The organism is Pseudochrobactrum mosebachae (assembly GCF_048914685.1).
Classification (GTDB): Bacteria; Pseudomonadota; Alphaproteobacteria; order Rhizobiales; family Rhizobiaceae; genus Pseudochrobactrum.
In genome coordinates this window covers 1569925-1586745 of record NZ_CP128408.1, presented here as the reverse complement: position 1 = coordinate 1586745, position 16821 = coordinate 1569925, and the positions used below count along the sequence as shown (strand labels likewise).

General features: G+C 48.8%; 16 protein-coding genes. 10 read left to right on the top strand and 6 right to left on the bottom strand.

Going from position 1 to position 16821, the window contains the following annotated elements:
- The first annotated feature begins 33 nt into the window (after positions 1–33).
- On the top strand, positions 34–720 hold the full coding sequence (gene phoB, locus MP213Fo_RS07185) for a phosphate regulon transcriptional regulator PhoB (RefSeq protein ID WP_421090934.1): 687 nt from the start codon (positions 34–36) through the stop codon (positions 718–720).
- A gap of 649 nt (positions 721–1369) precedes the next feature.
- A complete protein-coding gene (locus tag MP213Fo_RS07180; RefSeq protein WP_421090933.1) occupies positions 1370–2323 on the top strand; it encodes a cell wall hydrolase in 954 nt (317 codons plus the stop codon).
- Positions 2324–2406: 83 nt separating this feature from the next.
- Here MP213Fo_RS07180 and MP213Fo_RS07175 read toward each other — a convergent pair whose 3' ends face one another.
- A complete protein-coding gene (locus tag MP213Fo_RS07175; protein WP_421091058.1) occupies positions 2407–2685 on the bottom strand; it encodes a hypothetical protein in 279 nt (92 codons plus the stop codon).
- Positions 2686–2906: 221 nt separating this feature from the next.
- On the opposite strand from MP213Fo_RS07175, the gene MP213Fo_RS07170 reads away from it, so the two are divergent.
- Both MP213Fo_RS07170 and MP213Fo_RS07165 read left to right on the top strand, forming a co-directional pair.
- The gene (locus MP213Fo_RS07170; RefSeq protein WP_421090932.1) at positions 2907–4157 is read left to right on the top strand and encodes an aminopeptidase; all 1251 of its coding nucleotides are present in this window, start codon (positions 2907–2909) and stop codon (positions 4155–4157) included.
- Positions 4158–4316: 159 nt separating this feature from the next.
- Positions 4317–5534, top strand: coding sequence for a serine hydrolase domain-containing protein (locus tag MP213Fo_RS07165; protein WP_421090931.1), 1218 nt, complete (start codon positions 4317–4319; stop codon positions 5532–5534).
- Between the two features lie 54 nt (positions 5535–5588).
- Here MP213Fo_RS07165 and dps read toward each other — a convergent pair whose 3' ends face one another.
- Entirely contained in the window at positions 5589–6086 is a 498-nt protein-coding gene (dps, locus tag MP213Fo_RS07160; protein ID WP_421090930.1) for a DNA starvation/stationary phase protection protein Dps, read from the bottom strand.
- Between the two features lie 471 nt (positions 6087–6557).
- Between dps and tsaB the strand changes: the two genes are divergently transcribed.
- From tsaB to MP213Fo_RS07145, 3 genes are read left to right on the top strand one after another with little or no spacing between them, the layout of a single operon-like run.
- On the top strand, positions 6558–7286 hold the full coding sequence (gene tsaB, locus MP213Fo_RS07155) for a tRNA (adenosine(37)-N6)-threonylcarbamoyltransferase complex dimerization subunit type 1 TsaB (RefSeq protein WP_421090929.1): 729 nt from the start codon (positions 6558–6560) through the stop codon (positions 7284–7286).
- Positions 7283–7792 (top strand): ribosomal protein S18-alanine N-acetyltransferase, encoded by a 510-nt coding sequence (gene rimI / locus MP213Fo_RS07150; protein ID WP_421090928.1) that lies wholly within the window; start codon positions 7283–7285, stop codon positions 7790–7792. The genes tsaB and rimI overlap by 4 nt, the downstream gene beginning before the upstream one ends.
- Positions 7789–8619 carry a lysophospholipid acyltransferase family protein gene (locus tag MP213Fo_RS07145; protein ID WP_421090927.1) on the top strand — a complete coding sequence of 277 codons (831 nt, stop codon included), beginning with the start codon at positions 7789–7791 and terminating at the stop codon, positions 8617–8619. The genes rimI and MP213Fo_RS07145 overlap by 4 nt, the downstream gene beginning before the upstream one ends.
- A gap of 26 nt (positions 8620–8645) precedes the next feature.
- Here MP213Fo_RS07145 and irrA read toward each other — a convergent pair whose 3' ends face one another.
- Positions 8646–9083: an iron response transcriptional regulator IrrA gene (gene irrA / locus MP213Fo_RS07140; RefSeq protein WP_421090926.1), complete on the bottom strand. Its 438-nt coding sequence runs from the start codon at positions 9081–9083 to the stop codon at positions 8646–8648.
- A gap of 268 nt (positions 9084–9351) precedes the next feature.
- On the opposite strand from irrA, the gene fabA reads away from it, so the two are divergent.
- The 3 genes from fabA to fabI all read left to right on the top strand — a co-directional run bounded on the left by fabA (position 9352) and on the right by fabI (position 12209).
- The gene (gene fabA, locus MP213Fo_RS07135) at positions 9352–9870 is read left to right on the top strand and encodes a 3-hydroxyacyl-[acyl-carrier-protein] dehydratase FabA (RefSeq protein WP_421090925.1); all 519 of its coding nucleotides are present in this window, start codon (positions 9352–9354) and stop codon (positions 9868–9870) included.
- Between the two features lie 287 nt (positions 9871–10157).
- Entirely contained in the window at positions 10158–11381 is a 1224-nt protein-coding gene (gene fabB / locus MP213Fo_RS07130) for a beta-ketoacyl-ACP synthase I (protein ID WP_421090924.1), read from the top strand.
- A gap of 12 nt (positions 11382–11393) precedes the next feature.
- Positions 11394–12209, top strand: a complete 816-nt coding sequence (fabI, locus tag MP213Fo_RS07125; RefSeq protein WP_421091057.1) for an enoyl-ACP reductase FabI — start codon at positions 11394–11396, stop codon at positions 12207–12209.
- 82 nt (positions 12210–12291) lie between these two features.
- On the opposite strand, the gene MP213Fo_RS07120 is transcribed toward fabI, so the two are convergent.
- The 3 genes from MP213Fo_RS07120 to rpsO all read right to left on the bottom strand — a co-directional run bounded on the left by MP213Fo_RS07120 (position 12292) and on the right by rpsO (position 16626).
- Positions 12292–13314: a class I SAM-dependent methyltransferase gene (locus MP213Fo_RS07120; protein WP_421090923.1), complete on the bottom strand. Its 1023-nt coding sequence runs from the start codon at positions 13312–13314 to the stop codon at positions 12292–12294.
- 522 nt (positions 13315–13836) lie between these two features.
- Positions 13837–15975, bottom strand: a complete 2139-nt coding sequence (gene pnp, locus MP213Fo_RS07115) for a polyribonucleotide nucleotidyltransferase (protein WP_421090922.1) — start codon at positions 15973–15975, stop codon at positions 13837–13839.
- Between the two features lie 381 nt (positions 15976–16356).
- Positions 16357–16626 (bottom strand): 30S ribosomal protein S15, encoded by a 270-nt coding sequence (rpsO, locus tag MP213Fo_RS07110; RefSeq protein ID WP_421090921.1) that lies wholly within the window; start codon positions 16624–16626, stop codon positions 16357–16359.
- Between the last annotated feature and the right edge of the window lie 195 nt (positions 16627–16821).

Below are 16821 nucleotides of genomic sequence, written 5' to 3'. Positions count from 1 at the left end.
CCCTTCATATCTAAAAAAGAGTGTGGAAACGCAATGTCACATACGCCAAGAATAGCGGTCGTTGAAGACGAAGAAGCCATCAGCGAGTTGCTGCGCTATAATCTTGAAGCTGAAGGCTATCAGGTCGATACAATCCTGCGCGGCGATGAAGCTGAAATTCATCTGCGTGATAATGTACCGGATCTTTTGGTGCTGGATTGGATGCTGCCGGGCGTTTCCGGTATTGAATTGTGCCGCCGCCTGCGTCAGCGGGCTGAGACCGAGCGTTTGCCGATCATCATGCTCACCGCGCGTGGTGAAGAATCAGAGCGCGTGCGTGGTCTTGCAGTTGGTGCAGATGATTATGTGGTTAAGCCGTTTTCCACACCTGAACTGCTGGCGCGTATTAAAGCAATGCTGCGTCGAGCCAATCCGAGCGTGCTGTCGCATGTTTTGAAAGTCGGCGAGATTGTTCTCGACCGTCAGCAACACCGTGTTTATCGCAAGGAACGTGAAATCAAGCTCGGGCCGACAGAGTTTCGTCTGCTCGAATATTTTATGATGGCGCCCGGCCGTGTATTTTCCCGCACACAATTATTGGATGGTATCTGGGGGCGCGATATTTATGTTGATGACCGTACCGTGGATGTGCATATCGGCCGGTTGCGTAAGGCAATCAATACCGGTCGCGAAACCGATCCGATTCGTACCGTGCGTGGCGCTGGCTACGCATTTGGCTAATCCGCGTGGCTTTGGCCACGAACTTAGATCTTGCGCGTGGCTTTGGCCACGCATTTGGATGTTACACGTGGCTTTAGCCACGCAGTTGATTGATTAATACCCAAGGCATCAAGATAAGAATATCAAACCGGTATGGAGCAATCCATGCCGGTTTTTTTGACCGGCGATTCTGTTACGCTTAGTTTTAAAAACGCACGAAAATAGCAAAACTGGCGAGTTTCTCACGCTAACTAATGGTTTTGTGACTTTTCGTAATGAAAGTTTACTAACAAAATTGAACGGCTACCTGCATGATAGATATGAAATTCGGGGGGGGGCCGGCGTTGAAATAAGGCAAATATTGGTTTTCATGGCCTGAAATATTGCAGTTTGTTAGAGTGCAAATAAGCGAATTTTATTCTGTTGCAACAAGGGTTTAAGTTATTTTCTATTTTAGCGCTTCCTTAAAATCTTGAATTAACAAGGCGTTAACTAATTGCGCGCATTTTCTTGGGGAAAATTTAACCCGATCTTGTTAAAAGCGGCTCTGATGAAATCTGGCTTTGCGCCTTCATTTGGCCCTAATGCGCCACGATTTTTGCGAGGCTTCATGTATGGCCGGTTCAATCCGGTTTAGGCATGATGAAGAAGTGTTGATGAGGATGACCCGTTGAAGCGATCTTATTTAACGAAAACACTGTTTTTAGGGACGCTGGTCGCCGCACCATTTATTCTCGCAGGCTGTACCACGACCACAACCAGTACAAAATCAGACAAATCAGCTCCGGCGGTCTCCACCGCCAAACAATCAGGCGTTACCATTCGCAGTGGTAAAAAGACCTATAATTACAGTAGTAAAGACCGCGAATGCCTTGAGCGCGCCATGTTTTTTGAATCGGCCCGTTCCAGCCGTTCAGGTTTGGTTGCAGTCGGTACCGTGGTAATGAACCGGCTGGTTTCAGAGAAATATCCGGAAACGATTTGCGGCGTTGTCGGTCAGAAAAATCAATTTGCACCGGGCGTTATGACCCGCGCGATGAATTCTAAAGCCTTGCCGGATGTTAAAGAGGCGGCACAAGCGGTTTTGAAGGGTGAGCGTCATCCTGATCTCAAAAATGCAATGTTCTTTCATACCGCAGGTTTGAAATTCCCTTACAAAAATATGCATTATGTTTTGGTGGCGGGCGGTAATGCCTTTTATGAAAAGCGCCGCAAAGACGGTTCGCTTGAGGCACCGCTACCTGAGGTCCCTTATAATGTGGCTGCAATCTATGAGCCTAAAGACCAGTCGATGCCGCAAACCGTTTACGATGTGACAGAGACGGCTAAAGCTGCGCGCGTGACCACGCCTGATACGGAAAAAACTATACCTGTTGCCACCCCTGAAACAGTGATGGTTGCCAGTATTGATCCGCAGCGTTTTGCACCGGCGCCTGGCAAAGCGGTTCATCTTTCAAAGGCTGCTGTCACTGCTGAAACGCCTGTTCAGGTTGCTTATCATGTGCCGGTCCCATCGGAGCCACAACATGCATTTGTTGCCGGTACTGAAGAAATGAGCCAGAAAAAAGTGGATGCAATCGGGGCATTACTGCTGAAGCAGGGCCGTCCGGAACCAACATTCTAGAGCATTTCACTATCAACTTGATAGGTATGACAATCCGATAAACAAAAAACCCGCATTTAACGCGGGTTTTTTGTTTGAGAAATTTAACGTCGCATAATGATCGGCTGGTAAACCACCATCGGTGGTGCAAATTGCGGGCGGTCATTTTGCCATGCACGGATATCAGCCCGACGATCCAGATGAATCTGCAGCATGCAATTAGCCATGGCTTCCGATTTGAGTTTAAAGCCATAGCTTATGCAGGCTTTTTCATCTTCAGCGCGTTGCTGTTCAGGGGTGAGTGTTGTGCAGCCTGCCAATGCTACAGTAAAAAATGCAGCAATCAGGCTGGCTTTTTTAAATGATAAATAATTTTGATGCATTCGGATCATCGAAATTGTCCTGATAAAATATGATTATATTTTCCATATTAATCTCAATATCCGCTTATGACCATGCGAATAGAGCATAATTATAGCACTTTATGATTTATTGCCAATTTGGTCATCCGGGTAGAAGGGCTTAAATTTGATAATGCAAGGACTGGTCTGCTTGCATCTGCGGGTCTATTTGTTGTGTGAATGAATTTAAACGGAGAATCTTAATGTCAGATGCAATGGGGTCCGGTATTGATCCGGTTAAACTGGATAAATTGGCTGAAGTGGCGGTCAAGGTCGGCTTGCAATTGCGTAAAGGTCAGGATCTGGTGATTACTGCACCTATGGCCGCTTTACCGCTGGTGCGCCGAATTACGGAACATGCTTATAAAGCCGGTGCCGGTCTGGTCACACCATTTTTTGCTGATGAAGAAATGGCACTGGCGCGTTTTCAATATGCGCCCGATCACAGTTTCGACCATGCCAGTGACTGGCTTTATCAAGGCATGGCAAAGGCCTATGAGAACGGTGCTGCCCGCCTTGCGATCAGCGGTGACAATCCGCTGCTGCTTTCAGCACAGGATGCAGACAAGGTTTCACGGGCGAATAAGGCGCTGTCGATGGCCTATCAGCCAGCTTTGGAAAAAATCGCCGGTTTCGATATTAACTGGAATATTGTTTCTTACCCGAACCCGTCTTGGGCCAAGCTGGTCTTTCCGGATGATGCGCCGGATGTAGCAACCTACAAGCTTGCAGAAGCTATTTTTGCCGCCTCGCGCGTTAATAATGATGATCCGGTGGCCGCATGGACAGAGCATAATGCGCAACTGCGTATCCGCACCAAAATTCTCAATGAACGTAACTTCCGCTCCCTGCGATTTACAGGCCCCGATACTGATCTGACTGTGGGTCTGGCCGATGGTCATGAATGGCATGGCGGTTCATCAACCGCTAAAAACGGCATTACCTGCAACCCGAATATTCCGACGGAAGAAGTGTTCACAACTCCGCATGCTTTCCGTGTTGAGGGGCATGTTTCCAGCACAAAACCATTGTCGCATCAGGGCACGATCATTGATGATATTCGTGTGCGTTTTGAGGGTGGCCGCATTGTTGAAGCCAAGGCCAGTAAAGGCGAGGCAGTGCTGAATAAAGTGCTGGATACCGATGAAGGTGCCCGCCGTTTAGGCGAGGTGGCATTGGTGCCGCATTCTTCACCAATTTCACAGAGCGGCCTGCTATTTTACAATACTCTGTTTGATGAAAATGCTGCCAGCCATATTGCGCTTGGTCAGTGCTATTCCAAATGTTTCATCAATGGTGCCGATCTTACCCCGGAGCAAATTGCTGCGCAGGGTGGCAATAAGAGCTTTATCCATATTGACTGGATGATCGGCTCTGACAAAGTTGATGTGGATGGTATTGCGCAGGACGGCACTTCTGTTGCGGTGATGCGTAAGGGTGAATGGGGGATTTGATCAACGCCTTCCCTCAAGCCTTGTGCCCGCGGTTGAATTTGTAGTCAGCCGCGGGCATTGTTACTTCTGTTGTTTTTATAAATTATATTTTCAGAAAGATTTTAGATGCCTTTTATGGTCGTATATCCACCGCAAGAGCGCTGTTAACGGGAGAGAATAATGAAAAGACCTTTACGCATGGCAGCTCGTATTTTTATTATTATTGTTATGATAATTGCAGCACTGGCATTTATATTCCGCGCTAAAATCCATGAATATTATGCGATCTATCAATATGCCAATACGTTCAAGCCTGACGTTATTGATGAGAATTTCCGCTCTTTATACAAGCTTTACCCATCAATCCGTGTTGCTCAGAGCGGTGAGATAAATGTGCTGACCTATAATGAGCGCCCGCTGCCTGAAACCTATATTTATAAAGGTGAGACCAAGCAGATCGCTGACTGGCTTGAACGGTCGCAAACAACCGGTTTTCTGGTGATGAAAGACAGCGTTATTGTTCATGAGCAATATGAACGCGGTAATACCGAGCACACGCAATCTATTGCAATGTCGATGTCTAAATCGATGATTTCGTTTCTGATTGGTAATGCGGTGCGTGACGGGCTTATCAGCCTTGACCAAACAGTTGATCACTATGCTCCCCAACTGGCCGAAGGTGGTTACAAAGGCGTTACTGTTAAAAATGCCCTGCAAATGTCGTCCGGCATTGGCTTTAACGAAGATTATGGCGATCTGTCTTCGGATATTGTACGTTACATCATTCAGATGCTGACAGGATCAGTGAAAGACTTTACCGCGCATCTTAAAAATGTCCGTGCACAGGGCACTGAGAATATTTATGTCTCTGCGGATACGCAGGTACTTTCCATGGTTCTGGAAGGCGCGACCGGCAAGCCGATGACAGAGTATTTTAATGAAAAACTATGGTCGCAGCTCGGGGCAGAGGCCGATGCCTATTGGCTGGCCGATGCAAAAGGTGATGCGGTTGCTGCCGGTGGGCTCAATGCAGTGCTGCGCGATTATGCGCGCTTTGGTCTGTTGTATATGAATGATGGCCGGAACTTCAAAGGACAACAATTGGTTCCAGCGGAATGGGTTCGTGCCTCGGTAACGCCGGACGCGCCACATTTGATGCCGGGGCGGGATGACCCGCATATCGGCAAATCAATGGGCTATGGCTATCAGTGGTGGATTCCCAGTGTGCCGCAGGGTGATTTCAGTGCGGTAGGTATTTACGGGCAATTTATTTATGTCAATCCAAGACAGAAAGTAGTGATTGCCAAAACTTCAGCCTATGTGGATTACAACAAGGATGGCCGGCAGCTAAAAGATGAAAGCATTGTTGTGTTTCAGGCCATTGCTGATGCGCTTTAAATAAAACGCCCTGCCTGTTTCTACAGGCAGGGCGTTTTTAAAACATCAGAATGGTTATTCCTGAATATGAGCTTCAAGGAACCACAATGCCTTATCCAGACTGCGGGAAGCGGTCGTGAAAATATCCGCGCTGTCATCATCACCCGCCTCGTCCGCATCTTTAATTGACTGGCGAACAAGATTGGCAACTGCGCCATAATGATCAATCAGCGCATGCAGGTGATCTTTAATAGCGTAGATATCTTCCGGATAGGGCTTGAGGATTGTCGCTTCAGCAACCGTCTGCGTGGTGCCAAGTGCTGTACCGCCAAGCTGAACGGCGCGCTCTGCGATCGTATCGGAATGCACATCAAGCTCGGCACGAAATGTATCGAGCATTTCATGCACGGCGATAAACTGGATCCCTTTGAGGTTCCAATGCGCTTGCTTGGTGATCAGAGAAAGATCAATGATTGCAGCCAAATTCTTGTTCAGTAGCGCAATAACTGCGGTTTTTGCATTGGTTGGCAGATTAATTTTAGTGGAATGGTGCTTGGATTTAGATGCAGACATAGTGATTTCCTCTTATTAAAAGGCAGACATTATAGTCAGCCTGTAAGGCCGTCTGAAATTGAGACAGCACAAGAAACCGGATGCAGCAGAATGCTGTTATTCATATAACGCCTCAAACAGATAATTGTTCCGCCTGCGCTATCAAAGAGGTGCGTATGATTTTTTGCATCACTTAAAATATCTTATAATTTTTGCTCTAGAGCGGTTTACGTTTAAATTGGGTCATGTAACCCGCTCTAAGTTATTGTTTTTACGAATTATCGTGGCCGCCCAATGATTCCATTGGACTACGAAATGCTCTAGAGCGGGTTATGATCAGGTTGCATCGCAGCGCTGGCCCTAGGTTTTAGAGTTTTCACATTGTCATACCTATCAAGTTGATAGTGAAATGCTCTAGCACAGCACGAATATTTGACAGCTGTTGCTTGCAGATGCTTGCCGTGCGGCTCAATCTGCTTTAGGCCGATAGGCATGACAATTCTTGCTCTTGATACCGCATCCGGCATGTGCGCCGCCGCCCTTTATGACTGCCGGACACAGCAGCTGCTAGCTGAGGTTAGCCATGATATCGGCAAAGGCCATGCGGAAGTGCTGATGGATTATGCGGCTCAATGTTTTGCTGCAGCGCAAATTGCGCGCAGTGATGTCACCCGTATTGCAGTTAATATCGGCCCCGGTTCTTTTACCGGCGTGCGTGTTGGGGTTTCTGCTGCGCGCGGGCTTGGCTTGGCTCTGTCGTGTCCGGTCATTGGTGTCACGGGTTTTGAGGCGCTGGCCTGTGAGAATGCAGAAAATGCCAGCCAGTCAGCGCAGCCGCTGTTGCCGGTACTCATCGCTTTGTCAGCCTATCGGGGCGATATTTATGCGCAGGGCTTTGCCGCTGACGGCACGCCTTCCACCGGCCCGATTGCTGGTAATGAAGCGGAGTTGATTGCTGTTTTGGCGCAGCTCGGTGCCGATTATACGCTGTATGGCAGCGCCGCCAACCAGTTGAGCGCTGCAGAAGGCCATGGCCGCCAAGTAACTGGCACAGGCGCTTATGCCTCTATCGGCACATTTGCCCGTCTTGCAATGCTACGTAATGCCGGTGCTGCCCCTGAGCCGCTTTATATGCGTGGCCCTGATGTTAAGCCACAAAGCGGCTTTGCATTGCCCCGTCTTCAGGCCTCTTCAGTTGAGGAGGAGCAGACGCAAGGATGATCGGCCTTCCTTTTTCCCGTCGTAGTTTTGCTTTGGAAGCACTGGATCAGGCGCATTGCAGTGAGCTTGCAGCTTTGCACGCGCCGGTGTTTCACCATGCATGGGGTGAAGAAGATTTTTCCGGCATGCTTTCACAAAGCAATATTTTCGGTTTTATGACCCGCCCTGTTGGCAAGCCGAAGCAAAGTGCCGGTTTTGTACTGGCGCGGCTGGTTGCTGGTGAGGCTGAAATTCTGACAATTGCAGTGATGCCGGGTTTTCAACGGCGCGGGATCGGCCGTGAGCTGATGGAAGGCGTGCTGCGTCATCTGCATCATGAGCGGGCTGAGAGCCTGTTTTTGGAAGTTGATGAAAGTAATATTGCCGCCAAAGCTCTCTATAAACGTTTGGGCTTTTTACAAGTTGGTTATCGACCGGCGTATTATGAAACCGAGCAGGGACGCAGCGGAGCGCTGATTTTACGTAAACAAGTTTTGCCAACGCCACCGAAGACTGTGCATCCATGATCGGCATTATTCGTGTAGCAATTATTCTCGGGCTGTTTTTAAGCCTCGTTATTGCGCTGGTGCCATTTCAATATCTATTTGTTAAAGCGCGTTTGGGCTGGCAGCGGTCATTGCCAAGACTGTTTCATCGTATGGCAGCGTATTTGCTCGGCTTTCGTGTAAAAACTCACGGCAAGATTGCGACAGGGCGTCCGCTCTTACTGGTTTCAAACCATGTTTCATGGAGCGATATTGTTGTTTTATCCTCCGTAGCCAATGTGTGTTTTATTGCCAAATCAGAAGTCCGTAAATGGCCGGTTTTTGGAACATTTGCAGTTTTACAGCGTACTGTATTCGTAGAGCGTGAAAAGAAGGGCCGCACGGCCCAGCAGGCGTCAGATATTGCGATGCGTCTTGCTGGCGGCGATGCGATGGTGCTGTTTCCGGAGGGCACAACCTCGGATGGCAATCGGGTTTTGCCGTTCAAGACCTCGCTGTTTGGCGCAGCCCATGCGGCTATTCGTGAGGCGGGTGAGGAAAAGGTCGTCGTACAGCCGGTTTCTATCGCTTATACCGGCGTGCATGGCATGCCGATGGGGCGCTATCACCGCCCGATTGCCTCATGGCCCGGTGATGTGGAGCTGATGCCGCATCTCAAAGGCATTTTAAAAGAAGGCGCGATTGATGTGGAAATCCGCTTTGGTGAGCCGGTGATTGTGACCGCAGACACCAGCCGTAAAGAACTGGCGCGGATTATGGAAATACGGGTAAAAACCATGCTGCAAAGCTCATTGCTGGGGCGTGAGATTGCAGACGAGACTGTGCATTTGAGCAATCACGATAAATAAAGCTCAGCAGTGTGAAATGTTGCAGCTTAAACTTTACGGCGTAAACGTACGATCACATCAACATTGACGATTTCCATACCTTCTGGCGGAACCGGCAAATTGCTTACCAGTGGCTGGCCACCCGGACCTTCAGGAATGTCAAAAACAACATTCTCACCCTCAACAAAGAAATGGTGGTGGTCGGAAATATTGGTATCGAAATATGTTTTTGATCCTTCAACCGAAATAATCCGCAGCATGCCTGCTTCGGTAAATTGGTGAAGCGTGTTGTAAACCGTAGCTAGAGAAACCGGCACGGCGGCAAAAACTGCTTCTTCATGCAGTTCTTCAGCGGAGAGATGGCGGTCACCCTGAGCGTAAATCAGGCTGGCAAGGGCTACCCGCTGCCGCGTCGGTCTGAGACCGGCGACCCGTAAGCGCTCCTCGATCGAAGCGTTGCTGGCATGGGCGGAATGAATGTTCATCACTGACCTGTCAGAAGCTTGTGTCAAATTAGTACAAATATAATGCTTAAGGGCTGTTGCCCATTATGTCACAAGATTGATATATGCGCTGAACGAATGACTGGCAATAGCTATTCCTGTATATCTTGACAGGCAAATAGTTTGTTGCTGCCGTTTTACAGCGGGAAACACTCTGTGTTAGGAGTGTGCAAAGTTTTTGTCTGCGTCCGGCGCATCTATAATGTGAGCGTGTTCGCAGATAACGGATAAATAAACGATTGGAGTCGGTATGGCAGAGCAGAAGTCAAGTTACGGATATGAGGAGCTTCTCACTTGCGCTCGCGGTGAAATGTTTGGACCGGGTAATGCCCAGTTGCCTGCTCCGCCGATGCTGATGGTAAACCGGATCACAGAAATTTCTGAAACCGGTGGTGAGCATGGCAAAGGTTTTATCCGCGCTGAATTCGATATCCATCCTGACTTGTGGTTCTTCCCGTGCCATTTTATCGGCGACCCGGTTATGCCTGGCTGTCTTGGTCTTGATGCGATGTGGCAGCTGACAGGTTTTTACCTCGGCTGGCTTGGCGAGCCTGGTAAAGGCCGTGCATTGTCGACCGGTGAAGTTAAGTTTACCGGTATGATCACCCCAAAAACCAAACTGGTTGAATATGGCATTGATTTCAAGCGTGTGATGCGCGGACGTCTGGTGCTGGGTACGGCTGATGGCTGGGTTAAAGCTGACGGCGAAATTATCTATAAGGCCTCCGACCTGCGCGTTGGCCTGTTTAAAGATGCACCTGCTGCCTGATCCGGCAGCCTGACAGGGCTCACAGCTAAAAGGCGACTGTTTTAAATAGTCAAATAGTCGCCAATTATGCAGCAAATTTGCCGTAAATAACCAAGTTGGGCAAATTTGATTGTAGTAGAGCTTGATTGTCAGGTGATATTACACAAGATGATAATAAGAGGCCGTCTGGTCTTGGTATGGCGCGCTGTATGCGCCGTGCCTTAGCGCAAAGTTGAAGTATTTTGCTGCACCATACAAAGATAGCGTCTGCAGGCACTGAAAAAGCCAAGGATGCGAAGGAGATTTCTATGCGGCGTGTTGTCGTTACCGGAATGGGGATTGTTTCCTCTATTGGTAATAATACCGAAGAGGTTCTGACCTCTTTGCGTGAAGCAAAATCGGGTATCCGACGGGCTGAAGATCAGGCGGAACTCGGTTTCCGTTGTCAGGTCTCCGGTATGCCGCAGATTGACGTTGAGGCATTGGTCGACCGCCGCGCTATGCGTTTTCATGGCCGTGGTACCGCATGGAACCATGTCGCTATGGATCAGGCTATTGCAGATGCCGGCTTAAGTGACGAGCAGGTTTCTAATGAGCGCACCGGCATTATCATGGGTTCGGGCGGTCCTTCAACACGTACTATTGTTGATTCCGCCGATATCACCCGTGAAAAAGGCCCGAAACGCGTTGGTCCTTTTGCAGTGCCTAAAGCGATGAGCTCAACCGCATCCGCAACAATGGCGACATTCTTCAAGATCAAGGGTATCAATTATTCGATTTCCTCGGCTTGTGCGACATCGAATCATTGCATCGGCAATGCTGTTGAGATGATCCAGTATGGCAAACAGGATCGTATGTTTGCCGGTGGCTGTGAAGATCTCGACTGGACACTTTCGGTATTGTTTGATGCCATGGGTGCAATGTCTTCCAAATATAATGACACACCGGAACGTGCCTCCCGTGCCTATGACAAAAACCGCGATGGTTTTGTGATTGCCGGCGGCGCCGGTGTATTGGTGCTGGAAGAGCTGGAAACAGCGCTGGCACGCGGTGCTAAAATCTACGGTGAAGTGGTTGGTTACGGTGCCACATCGGACGGTTATGATATGGTTGCACCATCTGGTGAGGGAGCTGAGCGCTGCATGCGCATGGCACTTTCAACGGTTAAGGGCAAGATCGACTATATCAACCCGCATGCAACCTCAACACCAGCCGGCGATGCACCTGAGATTGAAGCAATCCGCAAAGTGTTTGGCACAGGCGATGCCTGCCCGCCAATTGCAGCAACAAAATCGCTAACCGGTCACTCGCTGGGTGCTACCGGCGTTCAGGAAGCTATCTATTCTCTGCTGATGATGCGTAATAACTTCATTTGCGAAAGCGCACATATTGATGAAATCGATCCGGATTTCGCCGATATGCCGATTGTGCGTAAACGCATTGATAATGCTGAAATCAATACGGTATTGTCCAATTCCTTCGGTTTTGGCGGCACGAACGCGACGCTGGTTTTTCAGCGTTATCAAGACTGACGGAGAGAGATGATGCAGGGTTTAATGAAAGGCAAACGTGGGCTGATTATGGGCGTTGCCAATAATCACTCCATTGCCTGGGGCATTGCAAAACAGCTGGCCGCTCAGGGCGCAGAGCTGGCATTTACCTATCAGGGTGATGCTCTTGGCCGCCGTGTGACACCACTGGCCGAGCAGGTTGGCTCAAGTTTTGTACTGCCATGCGATGTGGAAGATATTGCGTCTGTTGATGCGGTTTTTACTGAGATTGAAAAACAGTGGGGCAAGCTGGACTTTGTGGTTCATGCGATTGGCTTTTCTGACAAATCCCAGCTCAAAGGTCGCTATGCGGATGTAACAACGCGCGAGAATTTCAGCCGTACAATGGTGATTTCGGCCTATTCCTTTACGGAAGTGGCTCAGCGCGCTGAAAAGCTGATGACAGAGGGCGGTTCTATCCTCACGCTCACTTATGGCGGCTCTACCCGTGTGATGCCGAACTACAATGTGATGGGCGTTGCCAAGGCAGCTCTTGAAGCTATGGTACGTTATATTGCTGAAGATTATGGTGATCGCGGTATCCGCGTCAATGCGATCTCGGCTGGCCCTGTGCGTACATTGGCAGGTGCCGGTATCAGTGATGCACGTGCGATTTTCAACTATCAGGCACGTAATGCACCGCTGCGCCGTACCGTGAATATTGATGAAATCGGTAATTCAGCACTGTATCTGCTGTCAGATCTGTCGAGCGGTGTAACCGGTGAAATCCATTATGTGGATTCGGGCTATAACATCGTATCTATGCCGACACTGGAAGAGCTAAAAAAAGCTGACGAGGTCGGTGAGTAAAATCGCTCGAGCCGTTACAAAGAACAATAAAAAAGCCCGCTATTTGGCGGGCTTTTTTATTGAGCAACCAGTTTAAAACTATTTATTTACGAGCTTCTATGACTTTGAAACCGTCTTTATCCAGCAAAGGCATAACCTGCCTGAATTGCTGCTTCAGCACCACTTCATAAGGCAATTGACGGTTGGCAACCATTAACAGGCGCCCGCCAGATTTAAGACGCTTGGCTGCGGCGGTGATAAAGCTTTGCCCCAAAGAGATATCGGTGTTGCGACCGGTATGAAATGGTGGATTGCAGAGCACGGTATCGTAAATTTCTTTGATCGGTTCGCTGGTAATATCATGCCAGTAGTAATGCAGCGGTGTTACCGGATTAAGCGCTGCGAGATTAAGCTTCGCCATTTCCAGCGCCTCATAATCCGCTTCATAAAGGTCAATGCGCGTGATTTTAGCAGGGTGTTCAAGGCAGGTCGCGCTTAAATAACCCCAGCCGGCACCTAAATCTGCGACATGACCAAAGGCAACACCCTTGATAAAGGGCGCCAACAGGGCTGAGCCCCTGTCAATCTCGCCATGAGAGAACATACCGGCTTTCGTCCAGAAGCGGCCGTCAACGCGTTTTTGCTCCGGAATAAGCTCTTGTATGGTTTTGCTATCCAAATCGTCTGGGCGTGCCAGCCAGTAGGCAACAGCATGGTTTTTAGAAAGGCGGTCGATGGAGGGAGAAATTTGTTCTGTGCGTTTGCGGAAACTGTCAATACCAAGCTTTTTATCGCCGGCAATAATGATCATCCCGCCAGGTTTGACCTGGCTCAGCAATGCGGCAAGCCACTCTTCATTGCGTCCGCGATGTTTGCCAAGCAAAATCAGTCCGCCTGAATAAAGTTCATCCGTGCTTAACTGCGATGCCACTTGAAAGCCGGCCTTTTGCAGGGCGAGCCATTCAGGTTTGGATGGTTGGATGCAGTGTAATATCTGTTTCCATTCGCTGCTCATAGTATTATCTGCGCTGATACCAAAACAGAGATACTTTTCAGACACTAAAGGAAAGTCAAGAATGTCATTCGCAAAAGGAAGAAATAATGTATTTTGTGCGCCTATAATCATGTGCTATCTTTGTTGTCTGAACATTTATTAGAGCTTATTATAAAGTGTAGATATATGCTTTATTTGTTTTTTATTGTAAAAAACATCATTGTTTACTTTTTAAGTTGTGGAGAAATCAATTTACATTGCTGTAAGGATTTCAATTTACGTTGCCTTTTTTCAGGCTGCGTATTTATGCACTGGCTTGACGAATGATGGGGGGCGTCATGGGTCGTAAATGTTGTCAGCCGAATTGTTATGCTTGCTGTTTAGATACGCATAAAGCCATCATGCAGCAGCTGGAATATATGTGTGAGGAGGCCCTTAGCAATCGCCAGGATTTTATGGTTTATTTACTAAATATGGCCAGATGTGAAGCACAAATGATAGTTGATTGTGCAATACAGGAAGCGCAACTACAAAAAAACCGAGGCTGGAATACAGAACATACAAAGTTGTAGCGCTGCTTTATTCATATTGCGTAAAGTGTTCAATAATTGAAAAACCCCGCATATCAGATGATATGCGGGGTTTAAAAGCTACTTATTCAGCAGCTGTTTCTTCTTTTTTCTCAGCAACTTCTTTGCCGGTTTCCTGATCGACAACTTTCATCGACAGACGCACTTTACCGCGCTCGTCAAAGCCCATCAGTTTAACCCAAACCTTCTGACCTTCCTTAACCACATCAGTGGTCTTGGCAACGCGGTCTGAAGCCAGCTGCGAGATATGCACTAAGCCATCACGCGGGCCGAAGAAGTTTACGAAAGCGCCGAAATCTGCAGTTTTAACAACTGTACCTTCGTAAATTTCGCCGATTTCCGGTTCTGCAACAATGGAGTGAATCCATTTCTTGGCAGCTTCGATTTCCTTACCGGAAGACGACGCGATTTTAACAGTACCATCATCTTCGATATTGATTTTGGCACCGGTCTTTTCAACGATCTCACGGATAACTTTACCGCCTGAACCGATCACATCACGGATTTTGTCAGTCGGAATGCTCATCACTTCGATGCGCGGAGCAAACTCACCAAGTTCAGCGCGGGCGCCGCTCAGTGCATTGGCCATTTCACCAAGAATATGGATACGGCCGCCTTTAGCCTGTTCCAGAGCAACTTTCATGATCTCTTCGGTAATACCGTCGATCTTGATGTCCATCTGCAGAGCAGTAATACCATTTTCGGTACCGGCAACTTTAAAGTCCATATCGCCGAGGTGATCTTCATCGCCAAGAATGTCGGACAGAACAGCGTAACGATCGCCTTCCTTGATCAGACCCATAGCAATACCGGCTACAGGGCGGGTCAAAGGAACACCGGCATCCATCAGCGCCAGCGAGGTGCCGCATACGGTTGCCATTGAAGACGAACCGTTGGATTCAGTGATTTCTGATACGGCACGCAATGTGTACGGGAACTGCTCTTTGGTTGGCAGCATCGGATGAATAGCGCGCCATGCCAATTTACCGTGACCGATTTCACGACGACCCGGTGAGCCCATACGGCCGGTTTCACCAACCGAATATGGCGGGAAGTTGTAATGCAGCAGGAATGTTTCCTTGCGCATACCTGTCAGGCTGTCGATGAACTGTTCATCTTCGCCGGTACCAAGCGTTGCAACAACGATTGCCTGTGTTTCACCACGGGTGAACAGAGCCGAACCATGGGTGCGTGGCAGCAGGCCAACTTCGGATTCAATGCGGCGAACAGTCGACAGGTCGCGGCCGTCAATACGGGTACCGGTGTCGAGAATGTTCCAGCGAACGATTTTTGCCTGCAATGACTTGAAGACAGTCGCAATCTGCTCTGCAGTAAATTCGGTTGTTTCAGCATCTTCCGGCAGGAAATGTGCCTTAACCTTGGCTTTTGCCGCATCAACAGCAACATAACGTGCCTGCTTGTCGATGATTTTATATGCAGTGCGCAGGTCGTCTTCAACAACTGCAAGCATCGCTGCTTCAGGTGCAGAAAGATCTTCCGGCTGGTAGTCGCGTGGCTCTTTAGCTGCAACTTCAGCAAGGCTGATAATCGCATCGATCACAGGCTGGAAGCCTTTCTGACCGAAAACAACAGCGCCGAGCATCACTTCTTCAGAAAGTTCCTGCGCTTCTGATTCAACCATCAGAACAGCATCAGATGTACCGGCAACAATGAGATCCAGCTTGGTTTCAGCCATTTCATCAAGATGCGGGTTCAGAACATATTCGCCATTAATGTAGCCAACGCGCGCACCACCGATCGGGCCCATGAAAGGAACGCCGGAAATGGTCAGCGCAGCAGAAGCTGCAACGAGCGACAAGATGTCTGGATCATTTTCCAGATCATGCTGAATAACAGTGATGACAACCTGCGTGTCATTTTTGTAGCCATCAGCAAAAAGCGGGCGGATCGGACGGTCGATCAGGCGCGAAACAAGAGTTTCGTTTTCGCTCGGACGGCCTTCACGCTTGAAATAGCCGCCTGGAATACGACCGGCAGCATAGGTTTTTTCCTGATAGTTAACAGTCAGAGGAAAAAAGTCCTGGCCTGGCTTTGGCTGTTTCGCCGACACAACGGTAGCAAGTACCACTGTTTCGCCGTAAGTGGCCATAACCGCGCCATCGGCCTGACGGGCGACTTTACCGGTTTCGAGAATGAGCGGACGGCCGCCCCATTCGATTTCAACTTTATGGGTGTTGAACATATCTTGTCCTTGGCTTGGAATGGCTTGGTTTCTGCGCTGATGATAGCGCGTTTGCCATTCCGGTTTGGAACAGGGCGCGGGCAAGACAACGGGAAGCTCGGTTTCAAGTGACGAGCTGCCTGCAATCCTGCCTGCAGGACCTGTTCAATACAGTTCCATAGCGGATCTTTCAGCATATGCTTTAAGACCCTGCTGCATTGAATCCGTTTTGATATATCCGATTTCTCGGTTGATCCGGATGATGCAGTTTTGAAGTTCCAGATCAGCTGTCAGGCAGAATTGCCTTGAACTGTTTGGCATATCCGGATGAGTTTTAAATAAAAATACGCTCCGGTAAAGAGTTCCGGCGAAAACCTTAAAGGTTCTCGCCGGAATTTGCGCTTAGCGGCGCAGGCCGAGACGGCCGATCAGGGTCTGATAGCGCGCTACATCAACACCTTTAAGGTAGTCAAGCAGAGTACGGCGCTGAGAAACCATCTTCAAAAGACCACGACGTGAATGGTTGTCATTCTTGTGGCCTTTAAAGTGACCGGTCAGGTTAGAAATGCGTTCCGAAAGAATCGCTACCTGTACTTCAGGAGAACCGGTATCGCCTTCTTTAGTTGCGAAATCCTTGATGAGGGCCTGTTTGCGTTCAGCAGTAATCGACATCGTAATGTCCTTTATTTTAAGAGGAGAAAAGTCGCCCGTAGCCAAGATGTCGTCCAGCCGGGGCCGTTTATAAAGTCTTGTCTGCCATGACAGAAGACAGGACTTGTAGAGCATATAATGGAAATGAAAGCTTATTTCCAGACACATTTCAAAAAAGCCTGCAATGCAGGCTTTTTTGAGGAGTAAACGCCAGTA

Coding starts and splice junctions, on each gene's coding strand:
- phoB (WP_421090934.1), top strand. CDS start 34: ATGTCACATACGCCAAGAATAGCGGTCGTTGAAGACGAAGAAGCCATC.
- MP213Fo_RS07175 (WP_421091058.1), bottom strand. CDS start 2,685: ATGCATCAAAATTATTTATCATTTAAAAAAGCCAGCCTGATTGCTGCA.
- MP213Fo_RS07170 (WP_421090932.1), top strand. CDS start 2,907: ATGTCAGATGCAATGGGGTCCGGTATTGATCCGGTTAAACTGGATAAA.
- MP213Fo_RS07165 (WP_421090931.1), top strand. CDS start 4,317: ATGAAAAGACCTTTACGCATGGCAGCTCGTATTTTTATTATTATTGTT.
- dps (WP_421090930.1), bottom strand. CDS start 6,086: ATGTCTGCATCTAAATCCAAGCACCATTCCACTAAAATTAATCTGCCA.
- tsaB (WP_421090929.1), top strand. CDS start 6,558: ATGACAATTCTTGCTCTTGATACCGCATCCGGCATGTGCGCCGCCGCC.
- rimI (WP_421090928.1), top strand. CDS start 7,283: ATGATCGGCCTTCCTTTTTCCCGTCGTAGTTTTGCTTTGGAAGCACTG.
- MP213Fo_RS07145 (WP_421090927.1), top strand. CDS start 7,789: ATGATCGGCATTATTCGTGTAGCAATTATTCTCGGGCTGTTTTTAAGC.
- irrA (WP_421090926.1), bottom strand. CDS start 9,083: ATGAACATTCATTCCGCCCATGCCAGCAACGCTTCGATCGAGGAGCGC.
- fabA (WP_421090925.1), top strand. CDS start 9,352: ATGGCAGAGCAGAAGTCAAGTTACGGATATGAGGAGCTTCTCACTTGC.
- fabB (WP_421090924.1), top strand. CDS start 10,158: ATGCGGCGTGTTGTCGTTACCGGAATGGGGATTGTTTCCTCTATTGGT.
- fabI (WP_421091057.1), top strand. CDS start 11,394: ATGCAGGGTTTAATGAAAGGCAAACGTGGGCTGATTATGGGCGTTGCC.
- MP213Fo_RS07120 (WP_421090923.1), bottom strand. CDS start 13,314: ATGATTATAGGCGCACAAAATACATTATTTCTTCCTTTTGCGAATGAC.
- pnp (WP_421090922.1), bottom strand. CDS start 15,975: ATGTTCAACACCCATAAAGTTGAAATCGAATGGGGCGGCCGTCCGCTC.
- rpsO (WP_421090921.1), bottom strand. CDS start 16,626: ATGTCGATTACTGCTGAACGCAAACAGGCCCTCATCAAGGATTTCGCA.